General features: G+C 41.9%; 14 protein-coding genes and 2 tRNA genes. 12 read left to right on the top strand and 4 right to left on the bottom strand.

All coding sequences use genetic code 11. The features are described from left to right. Window positions 1–86 precede the first annotated feature (86 nt). The 4 genes from BN1067_RS12350 (at window position 87) to BN1067_RS12365 (ending at window position 3,096) form a co-directional block, all read left to right on the top strand. Window positions 87–614: a hypothetical protein gene (locus tag BN1067_RS12350; RefSeq protein WP_053219144.1), complete on the top strand. Its 528-nt coding sequence runs from the start codon at window positions 87–89 to the stop codon at window positions 612–614. Window positions 615–718: 104 nt separating this feature from the next. Further along, the gene (gene cccA / locus BN1067_RS12355) at window positions 719–1,108 is read left to right on the top strand and encodes a cytochrome c550 (RefSeq protein ID WP_053219146.1); all 390 of its coding nucleotides are present in this window, start codon (window positions 719–721) and stop codon (window positions 1,106–1,108) included. A 177-nt stretch (window positions 1,109–1,285) separates the two neighbouring features. Beyond that, complete coding sequence (locus tag BN1067_RS12360) at window positions 1,286–1,978, top strand: tRNA (adenine(22)-N(1))-methyltransferase (protein WP_053219147.1); 693 nt, start codon at window positions 1,286–1,288, stop codon at window positions 1,976–1,978. Continuing rightward, window positions 1,975–3,096 (top strand): Nif3-like dinuclear metal center hexameric protein, encoded by a 1,122-nt coding sequence (locus BN1067_RS12365; RefSeq protein ID WP_053219149.1) that lies wholly within the window; start codon window positions 1,975–1,977, stop codon window positions 3,094–3,096. The genes BN1067_RS12360 and BN1067_RS12365 overlap by 4 nt, the downstream gene beginning before the upstream one ends. A gap of 122 nt (window positions 3,097–3,218) precedes the next feature. Here the strand turns inward: BN1067_RS12365 and BN1067_RS12370 are convergent, their stop codons facing one another. Further along, window positions 3,219–4,169 (bottom strand): 4-hydroxy-3-methylbut-2-enyl diphosphate reductase, encoded by a 951-nt coding sequence (locus BN1067_RS12370; RefSeq protein ID WP_053219151.1) that lies wholly within the window; start codon window positions 4,167–4,169, stop codon window positions 3,219–3,221. A 239-nt stretch (window positions 4,170–4,408) separates the two neighbouring features. Here BN1067_RS12370 and BN1067_RS12375 point away from each other — a divergent pair, with 239 nt between their 5' ends. Continuing rightward, window positions 4,409–5,722 carry a DEAD/DEAH box helicase gene (locus tag BN1067_RS12375; RefSeq protein WP_053219153.1) on the top strand — a complete coding sequence of 438 codons (1,314 nt, stop codon included), beginning with the start codon at window positions 4,409–4,411 and terminating at the stop codon, window positions 5,720–5,722. A gap of 49 nt (window positions 5,723–5,771) precedes the next feature. Continuing rightward, window positions 5,772–6,665, top strand: a complete 894-nt coding sequence (locus BN1067_RS12380) for a deoxyribonuclease IV (protein ID WP_053219154.1) — start codon at window positions 5,772–5,774, stop codon at window positions 6,663–6,665. 144 nt (window positions 6,666–6,809) lie between these two features. Here the strand turns inward: BN1067_RS12380 and BN1067_RS12385 are convergent, their stop codons facing one another. Next, entirely contained in the window at window positions 6,810–7,094 is a 285-nt protein-coding gene (locus BN1067_RS12385; protein ID WP_053219156.1) for a DUF2624 domain-containing protein, read from the bottom strand. Between the two features lie 209 nt (window positions 7,095–7,303). Here BN1067_RS12385 and BN1067_RS12390 point away from each other — a divergent pair, with 209 nt between their 5' ends. Next, complete coding sequence (locus BN1067_RS12390; protein WP_053219157.1) at window positions 7,304–8,041, top strand: transglycosylase SLT domain-containing protein; 738 nt, start codon at window positions 7,304–7,306, stop codon at window positions 8,039–8,041. A gap of 221 nt (window positions 8,042–8,262) precedes the next feature. Next, window positions 8,263–8,709: a DUF4190 domain-containing protein gene (locus tag BN1067_RS12395; RefSeq protein ID WP_053219159.1), complete on the top strand. Its 447-nt coding sequence runs from the start codon at window positions 8,263–8,265 to the stop codon at window positions 8,707–8,709. A 41-nt stretch (window positions 8,710–8,750) separates the two neighbouring features. On the opposite strand, the gene ispG is transcribed toward BN1067_RS12395, so the two are convergent. Further along, entirely contained in the window at window positions 8,751–9,860 is a 1,110-nt protein-coding gene (ispG, locus tag BN1067_RS12400; RefSeq protein ID WP_053219161.1) for a flavodoxin-dependent (E)-4-hydroxy-3-methylbut-2-enyl-diphosphate synthase, read from the bottom strand. 348 nt (window positions 9,861–10,208) lie between these two features. Next, a complete protein-coding gene (locus BN1067_RS12405) occupies window positions 10,209–10,571 on the bottom strand; it encodes a hypothetical protein (RefSeq protein ID WP_053219163.1) in 363 nt (120 codons plus the stop codon). A 111-nt stretch (window positions 10,572–10,682) separates the two neighbouring features. Here BN1067_RS12405 and BN1067_RS12410 point away from each other — a divergent pair, with 111 nt between their 5' ends. The 4 genes from BN1067_RS12410 to BN1067_RS12425 all read left to right on the top strand — a co-directional run bounded on the left by BN1067_RS12410 (window position 10,683) and on the right by BN1067_RS12425 (window position 13,612). Further along, window positions 10,683–11,321 carry an NfeD family protein gene (locus BN1067_RS12410; RefSeq protein WP_324777894.1) on the top strand — a complete coding sequence of 213 codons (639 nt, stop codon included), beginning with the start codon at window positions 10,683–10,685 and terminating at the stop codon, window positions 11,319–11,321. Window positions 11,322–11,608: 287 nt separating this feature from the next. Then, window positions 11,609–13,234 (top strand): Na/Pi cotransporter family protein, encoded by a 1,626-nt coding sequence (locus BN1067_RS12415; RefSeq protein ID WP_053219164.1) that lies wholly within the window; start codon window positions 11,609–11,611, stop codon window positions 13,232–13,234. A 222-nt stretch (window positions 13,235–13,456) separates the two neighbouring features. Further along, window positions 13,457–13,531 (top strand) — tRNA-Asn (locus BN1067_RS12420). Window positions 13,532–13,535: 4 nt separating this feature from the next. Further along, a tRNA-Met gene (locus tag BN1067_RS12425) sits at window positions 13,536–13,612 on the top strand. The last annotated feature ends 38 nt before the right edge of the window (window positions 13,613–13,650 follow it).

The following is a 13,650-nucleotide window of genomic DNA, read 5'->3' on the forward strand; positions in this document are numbered from 1 at the left end:
GAAAACAAAGCTAATGATTACCGATATTAGTCCTGAAACAGCAGGAACCATCTGCCTTATAGTGATACAGGGGACGGGGGAATAGGATGGCTGTTGAGAAAAAAGAAATCATCATTCGTGAGATTCAACAATGGAAGCAGAGCAGGCTGTTGCCAGGTAAATATTGTGACTTCTTGCTGGCTCTTTATTCCCAAGGGGAAGAGAGAGAGGAGACAACAGAATATCACATGAACCTGAAGCTGGTGTTTCTGCTCTTTTCCAATATTTTGATGTTACCGCTAACATTTCTTGTTATTAATTTTACTGAATTACCTGACAGATTGCAAATATTCCTGGCATTTATTTTTCTAGCAATTTCCTTTGCTTGTTATCGGTTGTTTTCTTCTAATCAAGTATTGAAGATACCAGTATCTAAGCTGATTTTACTCGCCAATCTATTGCTCGTGACCGTTGAATTGGTGGAATGGTGGACAAAACATCAAGGGGCAGTTGCAATAGTAGTCACGATTCAGCTGATAACTTGGCTGGCAATAGGCATGAAGCAGAAAGATAAATACTTGTTTGGAGCAGGAATGATTGGTACGATTATGGTATTATACTATGTGTTTATATAAAAATTTCTTGCCATTTCCCTTTTCTCTTGTCCCATTTTCAAGTAAAATATATGTAGTTTGGTGTAATGAGACAAGATTGGGGATTACATAAGGAGGACAAAGACATGAAAAGAAACCCAGTTATCCCTTTTGCAATTATCGCAGTGTTGGGAATACTTACCATGATTGTTTTATCTGTAGTCGGTATCAACCAATATGAAGACATTCAGCAAGCTGGTGAAGAAGGAAGCCAGCAGGAAGAATCCGGAGAAGGCGGTGGAGACGAAGCAGCAGCCGACGATCCCGAAGCCATCTTCCAAAACAACTGTGCTAGTTGTCATGGTGGCGATTTGTCCGGAGGGGCAGGTCCTAATCTTCAAGAAGTTGGAAGCAGATATTCTAAAGACGAAATCCAGGAAATTGTTATCAACGGTACAGATGGCGGGATGCCAGGTGGTCTGGTAGGTGACAGTGAAGCAGAAATGCTCGCTCAATGGTTATCTGAACATCAGTAATACTTTAAGAAAAGCTTTCTGTCAGCAGAAAGCTTTTCTTTTTTACACAGGAGGGGACCCCCCGACAGTTATTACGGAGGGGAAAACATCGTGTGATAGAATTACCGCCTATGGGCTCGCCAAATGGCGAGTTTTCTTTGCGATAATGATTTTCAATTTTAAAAGGAGTTAATTTGAATGAATGAGAGACTGGTGTCAGATCGGCTAAAATGCGTAGCCTCCTTCTTGCCAAAAGGAGCTTGGTTCGCGGATATTGGTTCCGACCATGCTTATCTGCCTGTCTACGTTTGTAAACGTGACAAACAGGCAGCAGCTATAGCAGGGGAATTAAATGAAGGACCGTACCAAAGCGCCAAAAAAACAGTTACTGCAGAAGGTCTAACAAACAGAATAGAGGTGCGCAAAGGAAATGGTCTTGCTATTCTCTCTGCCAACGAAGTCAACCAAGTGGTCATTGCCGGTATGGGAGGAAGCTTGATTTCCGGGATATTGGAGGATGGAAAACAAAAATTGGCAGGAGTAGAACAAATTGTCGCACAGCCTAATGTGGAAGCGAGGGCGGTTCGGGTTTGGCTGCAGAACAATGGTTTCCGATTGAATGGGGAGTCAATCCTGGAAGAGGCCGGACATATTTATGAAGTCCTTTCCGCTGTTAGGGATAAGCACACAGCAAAAATGACGGAAAAGGAATTGCTGCTTGGTCCTTATTTAATGAAAGAAGGGTCCGATGTTTTTCAAACAAAGTGGAAAGCAGAAATAGCTAAACGAGAGCGCGTAATTAAACAGATGAAACAGGCTGCTTCTCCGGATTTGGCAAAAATGGAAAAGTTCCGTCATGAAATAGAACTTATTCAGGAGGGTTTAACATGACTGAAAAGTATTTTACAGGAAGGCAAATCATCGAAGTCCTTGAAGCGTGGGCACCTAAAGAACTTGCCTACAATTGGGATAATGTTGGATTGCAATTAGGGACGCTGGACAAACCCGTAAAAAAAGTAATGATTACGCTTGACGTTCTTGAGTCTGTAGCCGATGAAGCAGCTGAAGCAGGTGTCGACTTGATTATCGCTCATCATCCCATATTGTTCAAATCTTTAAAACAGTTGGATACTACAACTGCGAAAGGGCGGACTATTGCCAAGCTGATGAAACATGAAATCAGTGTCTATGCGGCCCATACTAACTTGGACATAACAGAAGGAGGGGTCAGTGATGTTCTTGCTGCCCTACTGGACATAGAGAAGACAACTGTGCTTGTGCCATCGAAACAGGATCAGCTAATTAAACTAGCGGTATATGTACCTGAAGCATATACCGATAAGGTTAGGAAAGCAATCGGAAACTTGGGAGCAGGTCATATTGGTAATTACAGTCATTGCAGTTTCCGGGTTAAAGGAGAGGGTACCTTTAAACCACTTGATGGAACAGATCCATTTATTGGTTCACAAGGTGAACTTAGCCGGGTAGACGAAGAGAGACTGGAGACTATCCTTCCGGAAAGCAAATTGGCAGGTGTTATTGAAGCAATCAAAAGGGCTCATCCATATGAGGAGCCGGCATACGATCTCTATCCAGTGAAAAATCAAGGAAAGATAGTCGGCGCTGGCCGTATCGGCGATTTACCAGAGAATATGACGCTTCGTGATCTGGGTGAACGTGTGAAAGAGCGATATCAGATACCTGCACTTAGAGTGGTAGGGGATTTGGAAGAAAAAGTAAAGCGAGTTGCCATTTTAGGGGGAAGCGGGGAAGACTTTATCAAGGAGGCATACCATAAGGGTGCGGATGTCTATATTACCGGAGATCTTAGCTTCCATGAAGCGCAGGATGCCTGGCAGATGGGATTGAAGCTCATTGATCCTGGCCACCATGTGGAAAAGTTCATGAAAGAGGCTGTTCAAAACTATTTGCAGCAGAAGTTGGGTGATTCCCATACGTTACAAGTGATAACATCAAGTGTCCATACAGAACCATTTCATTTTATGTAGAGCAGTCCTCGTACCCTTTATATATAGAAGGTTGAATAACTGTTGGAGTGACGTAACGGCTAATAAGCACAAAAAATCCGCGAAGTTGCAATTCTTCGCGGATTTTCTTAAGGGCAAATAGTTTATGCTTTTTTCTTCGCTTTCACTTTTGGAAGAATTTTGTGTTGTTCCACTTTGGATTGAAGATCCCATTCTTCTTCCTTTTCTGCATCATAGTTTTCGATGAAGCGGATGACTTCTTTGGTAATTGGGGTAGGGGTGGAAGCGCCAGCCGTAACGGCAACCTTGCTTACCCCTTTCAGCCATTCAAGCTTGATTTCTGATACATCCGCGATTCTGTATGCAGTAGTCCCCGCTATTTCTTCCGACACTTGAGCAAGACGGTTGGAGTTGTTACTGCGTGGGTCCCCGACAACCAGCGTCAAATCCGCTTCTTTTGCCTGTTCTGCTACTGCTTCCTGGCGGACCTGTGTGGCCATGCAAATTTCCTGTACCATTTCGGTCTGCGGGAATTTTTCTTTTACTTTTTGCATGACATCATATACATCCCATTGACTCATTGTTGTCTGATTGGTAACAATAAGTTTTTCGTTGTTCAGCTCAAGCTTTTCAACATCCTCTTCGGTCTGTACCAAATGAACTTTACCTGGAGCAACACCCATAGCTCCTTCCGGTTCTGGATGACCTTTTTTACCGATATAGACAACTTCGTACGCTTCTTTTACTTTTTCGCGTATCAGGTCATGGGTGCGGGTCACATCAGGACAAGTGGCATCAAGCACGGTCAATCCTTTCGCTTCCGCTCTTTTTTTCACTTCCGGCGAGACACCGTGAGCAGTGAAAACAACTGTACCTTCATTGATTTCTTCCAGAAGTTCTTCTCTGTTTTTACCATCTAGCGTAATGACTCCTTCACTTTCAAACGCTTTGGTGACATGAGAATTGTGTACGATCATTCCCAATATATAAATCGGTCTAGGCAGATTCGGATCCTTTACCGCATTCTGAGCTATGACCATTGCGTCGACTACGCCATAACAATAACCACGCGGGGCTATTTTGATTACTTCCATGATTTCGGTTCCCCCTCTAATGTATATCTTCATTACTTTTGTTTTCAGGGCATCAGTTTCATTATAAAGGCAAAACTACAATATGACAAAAATATTCACAGCTGTATCTTTTACCAACAGATGATTTTGGACTTCCCTGCGTGAGACGACATAATCCTTCCTAAAGGATTACCGTGCAAAATCCTTCTTTCTCCACTATAATAGGAAAGTAGCAAAAGTCAATTTAAAGGAGTTTTTTAATGAAAAACCATCAATTCAGACAATATTCTTTACATCCCCTTATAAATGACGTCATCGAACGGCTTGATTTCCATAAACCGACACCAATACAGGAAAAGGTCATACCCGCTGTATTGAGAGGGGAGAGCGTGATTGGACAATCCCATACCGGCTCAGGGAAAACCCATGCTTATTTGCTGCCCTTATTCAATGAAATAGACGAAACCAAAAAGCAAGTTCATTTCGTGATTACGGCACCGACAAGAGAGCTTGCCATCCAAATTTATGATGAAGTAAGGAAAATCATTCATTATGCGAATAAGGATCACCGCTGGAACGCGAAGCTGTTGATCGGTGGAACGGATAAAAAAAGATCGATAGAAAAGCTGAAAGATCAGCCCCATATTGTGGTGGGGACTCCGGGAAGAATTCTGGACCTTGTTGAAGAGGGTGCACTTGATTTATACAAGACCAAGGCTTTTGTTGTCGACGAGGCGGATTTAATGCTGGACCTCGGTTTTATTGAGGAGGTTGATCAGACACTTGTAAAGACAAATCCGGATATTCAGCTCCTGGTTTTTTCAGCGACTATTCCAGAAAGACTGCAGCCGTTCTTAAAAAAATACTTAGAGAACCCTTCGCATTTAACGGCGGACGAGCAAAAGCTTTCGCCGGAAACGATGGAACATCGGCTAGTACCCTTACGCCATCGCTCTGTTTCGGAAATGGTATATCGTGTTTCATCCGCTATCCAGCCTTATTTGGCGATTATTTTCACCAACGGTAAGGAACAAGCGAATCAGCTGGCAGAAGAGCTGACTGAAAGAGGTTTGGAAGTAGGACTGGTCCATGGGGGGCTTTCTCCAAGAGAAAGAAAAAGGGTGTTAAAAGAAATTCAGAACCTCCGTTATCAATATATCGTTGCTACTGATCTAGCTGCAAGGGGAATTGACATCAAGGGTGTCAGCCATGTCATTAATGCCCAGCTTCCAAAGGAGGAAGAATTTTATATCCACCGTGTAGGAAGAACAGCCCGTGCAGGAATGGAAGGTACGGCGATCAACCTGTACACCGATAAGGATATTCAGCTTATTGAAAAACTGGAGAAAAAGGGTCTGACGTTCACCAGCTATGATGTGAAGAACGGAGAATGGAAAGAAGTTAAGGCCTGGAATGAACGAAGCACAAGGAAGAAAGCTGAGACGGATACCGAAAAAGAAGCCTGGAGAAAGGTACGCAAACCGAAAAAAGTGAAGCCGGGTTACAAAAAGAAAATGAAACAACAGAAAGAACAAGTGAAGAAAAAACTAAATCGCAACAAGTATAAAAAATAATGATTATTATGTTATAATGATTACAGAAAAGAAAAAAGAGGTGGAGGAATTGTTGAAAATTGGGTCACACGTATCGATGAGCGGCAAAAAAATGCTGCTGGGATCGAGTGAAGAAGCAGTCTCTTACGGGGCAAATGCATTTATGATATATACAGGCGCTCCACAAAATACGCGGCGCCGTCCTATTGAAGAGTTGAATATTGAAAATGGTCGCAGGCATATGGCAGAAAACGGCATCGTTGATATAGTTGTGCATGCGCCGTATATCATCAATATCGGTAATACGACGAAAAAAGAGACGTTTGAGCTCGGTGTCAATTTTTTGAGGAACGAGATTGAGCGAACCGAAGCGATAGGAGCAAAGCAAATCGTCTTGCACCCAGGGGCTCATGTCGGAGCCGGTGCTGAAAAAGGGATAGAGAAAATTATTGAAGGATTGAATGAGGTACTTCATAAAGATCAGCAAGTGCAGATTGCTTTGGAGACAATGGCAGGAAAAGGCTCGGAGGTCGGCAGAAACTTTGATGAGCTGGCAAAAATCATAGATGGTGTCAAACATGATGACAAGCTGTCCATCTGTTTTGATACTTGTCATACCCATGATGCAGGATATGACGTGATCAATGATTTTGATGGCGTTTTGGATGAATTTGACCGGATAATCGGGCTTGACCGTTTAAAAGTTTTACATGTTAACGATAGTAAAAACGTACGCGGTGCAGGAAAAGACCGCCATGAAAATATTGGTTTCGGTCATATTGGCTTCGATGCATTACGCTATATTGTCCATCATCCACAGCTGGAAGACCTGCCGAAAATATTAGAAACTCCATATGTAGGCGAGGATAAAAAGAATAAGAAGCCTCCATATAGGTTTGAAATTGAGATGCTTAAAGGAAATGCATTTGTTACAGATCTGAAAGAGCAAATAGTAGCACAATAAAGCTGAAAGAACTGCCAGACACTCTTGTGACTGGCAGTTTTATTTGTTGGTTCGCCTTACATATGATCAAGAATTCCTTATCCGTTTAACAAGCTCGATTGTAACAATAACGAGTGGGGTTTAGTTTTAATAAAAAGAGGGAATTTAATAAAACCAGGAGTCTACCCCGTACTCCTTTGTCAGTTGCTTAAACAGTTTATTGGCTTTTCGGGCTGTTTCAACGTTTGTTATTTTGGCCAGCTTTTTAAAAAAAGTCATCTGCTCTTTTTCGCTAAAAGGATCAAAGTCTGCTTTTTTTAAATAGGCAGTGATTTGTTCTGCCTGTTTTTTAGTGACAGGAATATCATATTGCTTACTATAATGAAGCAAATCTTCTGTACTTACTTGTTTCAATTTATTGAGAACCATCTTCTTTACCATGTTGTTCATTTAAAAACCCTTTCTTCTTCTTTGTTTGCCATCGACAGGGCGTCAGCAAACAAGCGTAACAGAATGTTTTCTGTTACAACTTATGTGGAAGAAGCCGTATTGGTGACAACAGGGGTTGGTAGGTAAATCCATTGCATTTCCGACCAGTAACAGCTAGTATTGGTGCTTGTGGTTTTGAAAATGCAAGTTGCAGTAAGGAGTGAGTTTGTGTGAAATATTGGAATTACACTGGTTTTAAGTCCTTGAGCTTTTTATTTATTTGTGCACTATTATTATTTATTTTTGATGGATATGCGAAAGGCAGCCAGAAAATCGACGCCATTTCTCAGGAAAAAGAAGAGATAAAAGCAGAGATTGCAGAGCTTAAACAGGAGAATGAGCAACTTCGTTCAGAGAAAGAATATCTGCAGTCCAGACAAACGGAATCATCAGAAAAAAACGGGTACTTGACTTGGCCGAAAATCGAACGGATAGCGGACTCGTTTGTGAAAGAGAGTGAAGGGAGATTCAAAAAATCCTGGGCGCTTTATTTGGTAAAAGAGGCGCAAAAATTCGACCTTGATCCGAAAATTGTTTATGAACTTTTGAAAGTTGAGACGGGCGGGACATTTGAGGCAGATTTAGTCGGACCGGAAACCAAATACGGTAAGGCATATGGAATGGGCCAATTTATGAAAAATACCGCCCCATGGGTAGCTGATATGGCTGGTTTGCCATACAAAGAAGAATTGTTGTATGACCCGTATTATTCCATGCAATTGTCAATTGTTTATCTTGATTATCTGCATAATGAATATGGTAATTGGGAGGAAGCATTGACCGCTTATCATAGGGGAATGAGCGGCATGGAAAAGTTTGTCCGTAAAAATGGCGATGCAAAAAGCTGGTATGCAATGGAAATATTGTCTAATGCCAAAGCGAATAAAACGGTAGCAACTGCAAACTAGAGCAGAACAAACCATCCAATGGGATGGTTTGTTCTGCTTACAGCTTTTTTCTGCCTTTTCATTATCATGTTTCATCATCCGAGTAAAGCACTTGTAGATGTATGTTTCGGTATCGGTTGCGGATTGCTCTTTGTCTAACATCCTAAATTTACCTCGTAACATGCGTAGGGTTCCTTCATAAACTACGAAGGCACCCCGATAAGAAAGCGAGGATGTTGCCAATGGACGAAACATCGAACAATAAGCAACAGAACGAAGAAATCGAAGACGCGCCTAAATTTGGGGATGACACAAACGACCCGATCATCACCCAACAGCAGGGAGGATCTGTGCCTCCGCGTGATCCGCATGAACAGTATATTCTCGATGAGCCTTATAAGCGGGATGAAGAAACGGCCCAGGAATTGACTGCCACTGATTTCAACAAACCTGTCCACACAGAGGAAAAGGAAACAAAAATGGATGGGGATGTCCAAACAGGGTTTGGCTGGGTGGCTGTCATTCTTGGTGTATTATCTTTCTTCATGATGCCGGTGATTCTCGGAGCCGCTGCGATTATTTTCGGTTTTATTTCCAGAAATCGGGGTGCAGACACATTAGGGAACACAGCGATTATTGCTGGTGCTGTTTCCATCATCTTAAGGTTGTTTTTAGCCCCCTTTGTATAGAAAAAGAGCTGGTTCCTTTCGGAGCCAGCTCTTTTTCATTTTCATGCTTTTTGTTTGTTTTCTTCTTCCTTTTGTTTCTTGAAATACTCTTCTGCAATCCGGTCGACCTCAATTTTTAATTCCTCAACCATTGTTTCTTCCGGTACTTTGCGGATGATTTCACCGTGGCGGAACAACAGACCTTCACCACGGGCACCAGCAATACCGATATCTGCTTCCCGTGCCTCACCTGGTCCATTTACTGCGCAACCGAGAACGGCCACTTTGATCGGTGCTTTGATTGTAGAAATGTAATCTTCTACTTCATTGGCGATCGAGATCAAATCGATTTCGATTCTTCCGCATGTCGGACAGGAAATGAGCGTTGCTGCATTGGAAGACAGTCCAAAGGATTTTAACAGCTCTCTTGCAACTTTCACTTCCTCAACAGGGTCGGCGCTCAAAGAAATTCTCATTGTATTGCCAATACCTTTACTTAAGATGGCGCCCAGTCCGGCAGCACTTTTTACGGTACCTGCAAACAAGGTTCCGGACTCTGTGATGCCAAGATGAAGTGGATAATCAATTGCTTCAGCCGCTTTTTCGTAAGCTTCAATTGCCAAAGGGACATCCGAGGCTTTCATCGAAACGATAATGTCGTGGAAATCAAGGTCCTCAAGAATTTTTATATGATGCAGTGCGCTTTCCACCATTCCATCAGCAGTCGGATATCCGTATTTTTCGATGATATGCCGTTCAAGTGACCCGGCGTTTACACCGATTCGAATCGGAATTCCTTTTGCTTTAGCGGCGTTCACCACTGCTTCTACTTTATCCCGTTTGCCGATATTACCAGGATTGATCCGGATTTTATCGGCTCCGCCTTCAATTGCTTTCAAAGCTAATTTATAATTAAAGTGAATATCGACTACCAAAGGGATATTGATTCTTTTCTTGATTTCCGGAATTGCATCGGCAGCTCGGTCGTCTGGACAAGCGACACGTACAACTTGACATCCGGCTTCTTCCAGGCGGTTTATTTGATTAACAGTTGCTTCTACATCGTGTGTTTTGGTTGTTGTCATCGATTGAATGACAACTTCGTTTTTACCCCCGACCATGACATTGCCTACTTTAACAGGCCGTGTATTTTTTCTGTGGGTTAGTGCCATAAATAAATCGCTCCTTTATTTAATCGCGAACAAGAATGGTAATTTAGGTACCATTGCTTATTATAAGGGGAAAAAGACAAATTGAGAAGTGACAAACCTTAAAAATACTGTTAACGGCAAGATTGCATCCGTATTGGAAAGTCCCTTTTTTCGCTTTTTCTTTCATTCGGTAATAGGATGTTGTGGGAAAGAACCCGCTATCTACGGGCAACATGGAGACTTTTCCTTTTTCACGCTTATGTTAAACTTCATGTTGTCTCGTCATCTTTAATTAAAATAAAAGCAAGATTATAGGTGATATTTCCATTTTTTACATGGGTGTACCAAGCATGTGAATACAAATCATATTCATTCTTCGTATACATATAAGGGGAATAAATATTTTTTTCCGGGTTGTATTTGCTGTGGGGATGTGTCTGGATTCAACGTTTGAAAGTCTGTTATGAGGCTATCGATTGTCAGTACAGCCTCTGAGCGATTTATTTCTTCTATTATACTGAGTACGGTATCTCCGGGGCGCACTTCCACTTCTATGACTTGATAGGCTTGCTGGTCTGCCTTTTTTGCAGGCTGGGGCTTCTCTTCAGCAGTGCCCTGTATTTCTTCTGCTTCCTTGCTTCCGGAAAGAGTACCGACCGTTAAATCTTTGAAGATACTGACCACAAACAATAGTAAGAACAAAGTGACAATTGTTTTTTTGAGGAATCCCATGCTAACACCGCTTTCTAATGGTTTATATATACATTCTACAAATAAAATAAATCCCTTTTTTTGAAACTAAAATTATTTAAACATCGTAAATGATACAAAGGGAGAAGGGTGATGCAAATGGACATTTTTTCAGCGGATTGGATGAGTTTCGTCCTTACCGGTTTAGGTACTTTATTTTTATTTGGTGAACTGCTGGTCAATATGAGAGGATTTTTCGGGCTGGTCGGATTGGGCTTCATAACTATATATTTTCTGTCTTTCCTTGCGCCTGGAGCGTTTATCATCATGATGGTGATTTATCTGATTGGGCTCCTTTTGATTATTATTGATGGAAAATTTCTTAATGATGGCACCCTCGCGACGATTGGAACTGTCTGTATGATTTTGTCGGTTGGATTAAGTTCTCCAAATTGGACAGCTGGTTTGTATGGAGTGATTGGATTGCTCATCGGAGGATTTTGCTCCCTCTTGTTTCTTAAAGTATTCAAGCGAAGAAAGATGTGGTCGAAGCTTGCTCTTGTTGATCAGCTTACAAGTGAAAAAGGCTATAATAGCATGAATGAAAGATATGCTTCGTTGGTCGGAAAAACAGCAGTGACTGTTACGGATATGCGGCCGGTTGGTAATATCCGTGTTGGCGCGGAGGACTACAGTGCTGTAACAAACGGTCAATGGATTCCAAAAGGTACGGAAGTCACGGTAGTTCAGGTGGATGGCACAAAAATCCTTGTATCAAATAACAAACAGTGACAAAACCTATAGAAGAGTGGTTCATCATGCGTGATGAATTACTCTTTTTTCATTTTCACGATAGCCACTTTACGATTGCTATCGTGAAATCAGGGTACATAACCAAAAGGATAGAAACAAAAATTGGTCGACAATCCAGCTTTTGTGTTTTTAATAGTTGTTTAGGTAGGAAGAATGTAAATTTAACGTAAATTTTATCGAAAAATCTTTACAAATGGTTCTGCTTTCCTTAATAATGAGAAGGGCTTTTAAAAGACAATCAGCATGTGTGAAGGGATGGAAAAACATTGGATATTAATGTGCAATCCTTAATTTTCGAGTTTGTTGGCGGATTGGGAATCTTTCTGCTCGGGCTGAAATTTATGGGGGATGGATTACAAAAATCGGCAGGTGACCGATTGAGAGATATTTTAGACCGGTTCACCAGCAATCCGTTTATGGGTGTGTTGGCAGGTATTATTGTTACGGTCTTGATTCAAAGCAGTTCCGGGACGACCGTTTTGACAGTTGGTCTGGTGAATGCTGGTTTTATGACATTGCGCCAATCTATCGGTGTTATCATGGGTGCCAATATCGGTACGACAGTGACGGCTTTTATAATCGGGATTGATATCGATGAATATGCCTTGCCGATTATAGCTATTGGGGCATTTATGATCTTTTTCTTTAAAAATAATAAAGTGTCTTACGTCGGGCAGACGATTTTTGGATTTGGGTCACTATTCTACGGTTTAGATTTAATGAGCAGTGGAATGTCTCCGCTTCGAGATGTACAAGCGTTTCATGATTTAACCGTTAATATGAGTAGTAATCCGATTTTAGGTGTAGTGATCGGTACTCTATTTACCTTCATCGTACAAAGTTCCAGTGCGACAATCGGTATCCTTCAAGGTTTGTTTGAACAGGGGGCCATCGATATCCAGGCGGCACTTCCTGTATTGTTCGGGGATAATATCGGTACGACCATCACTGCGATCCTTGCTTCGATTGGAGCGACTATTGCAGCTAAGCGTGCAGCATATACCCACGTTATTTTTAATGTGGTGGGTACGACTATCTTTATGATTTTGTTACCATTGTATAGAAATTTCGTTGCCTATTTGCAGGATGTATTCAATTTAAACCCGGAAATGACCATTGCCTTTGCGCATGGAAGCTTTAACATAGCGAACACGATCATCCAGTTTCCTTTCATCGGTGCTTTGGCCTATATTGTGACGAAGTTGATCCCTGGTAAAGATGCAGTAATTGAATATAAACCAAAGCATTTGGACCCAATTTTCATCCAACAGTCACCATCTGTTGCTCTGGATCAGGCAAAAGAAGAAGTTATCCGAATGGGCGAGTATGCTTACCAAGGGTTGGAAGAATCAAGCTTGTATTTGAACAACCATAGGCAGAAGCATGCAGACATGGCTCTTCAGATAGAAGGGGCACTGAATAATCTGGACAAAGAAATCACCGAGTACCTAGTCAATTTGTCGGGTACATCCTTTTCTGAAGCGGATAGTACCAAACACACCGCTCTAATGGATTCCGTGCGTGATATCGAAAGAATTGGAGATCATTTCGAAAACATCGTCGAGCTGGTCGATTATAAAATCTCCAATAAAGTCGTTATTACGGAACAAGCACAGCAGGATTTGAACGATATGTTCGATCTTACTTTGATTACCGTCAAACAAGCAATTAAAGCACTTGGCGAAATGGATAGGGAAGAAGCGCTTGCTGTTGTCCAAAAAGAAGATCAAATTGACCAAATGGAACGAGCTTATCGGAAAAAACACATTATCCGTATGAATGAAGGATCTTGTTCCGGACCAGCTGGTATCGTTTTTGTCGATATTATCAGCAACCTGGAACGAATCGGCGACCATGCAGTCAACATTGCGGAAGAAGTACTAGGAGAATAATCGAAGGAAGGGTGCCAAACGTGTTTGGCACCCTTTTTTAAAAGAAAGGGATAAATAAAAAATAAAAAAAACCTTGAATGATGCAGTAGGACATGCTATATTAATTTTGTTGCTGTTTTAAAAAACATCTGCAAAAAGTGTTGACAGACTTACATATTCATGATAAATTATATTTCGTCGCTTCAACAGATTAGATCGTTAACAGCAAGCGAAGGAAATGATTCCACAGTAGCTCAGTGGTAGAGCAATCGGCTGTTAACCGATCGGTCGTAGGTTCGAATCCTACCTGTGGAGCCAATGTGGCGGTGTAGCTCAGCTGGCTAGAGCGTACGGTTCATACCCGTGAGGTCGGGGGTTCGATCCCCTCCGCCGCTACCAACTTAATATGGCGGTCGTGGCGAAGTGGTTAACGCACC

Source organism: Virgibacillus senegalensis (genome assembly GCF_000821245.2).
Lineage (GTDB): Bacteria > Bacillota > Bacilli > Bacillales > Amphibacillaceae > Sediminibacillus > Sediminibacillus senegalensis.

Coding starts and splice junctions, on each gene's coding strand:
- BN1067_RS12350 (WP_053219144.1), top strand. CDS start 87: ATGGCTGTTGAGAAAAAAGAAATCATCATTCGTGAGATTCAACAATGG.
- cccA (WP_053219146.1), top strand. CDS start 719: ATGAAAAGAAACCCAGTTATCCCTTTTGCAATTATCGCAGTGTTGGGA.
- BN1067_RS12360 (WP_053219147.1), top strand. CDS start 1,286: ATGAATGAGAGACTGGTGTCAGATCGGCTAAAATGCGTAGCCTCCTTC.
- BN1067_RS12365 (WP_053219149.1), top strand. CDS start 1,975: ATGACTGAAAAGTATTTTACAGGAAGGCAAATCATCGAAGTCCTTGAA.
- BN1067_RS12370 (WP_053219151.1), bottom strand. CDS start 4,169: ATGGAAGTAATCAAAATAGCCCCGCGTGGTTATTGTTATGGCGTAGTC.
- BN1067_RS12375 (WP_053219153.1), top strand. CDS start 4,409: ATGAAAAACCATCAATTCAGACAATATTCTTTACATCCCCTTATAAAT.
- BN1067_RS12385 (WP_053219156.1), bottom strand. CDS start 7,094: ATGAACAACATGGTAAAGAAGATGGTTCTCAATAAATTGAAACAAGTA.
- BN1067_RS12395 (WP_053219159.1), top strand. CDS start 8,263: ATGGACGAAACATCGAACAATAAGCAACAGAACGAAGAAATCGAAGAC.
- ispG (WP_053219161.1), bottom strand. CDS start 9,860: ATGGCACTAACCCACAGAAAAAATACACGGCCTGTTAAAGTAGGCAAT.
- BN1067_RS12405 (WP_053219163.1), bottom strand. CDS start 10,571: ATGGGATTCCTCAAAAAAACAATTGTCACTTTGTTCTTACTATTGTTT.
- BN1067_RS12410 (WP_324777894.1), top strand. CDS start 10,683: ATGCAAATGGACATTTTTTCAGCGGATTGGATGAGTTTCGTCCTTACC.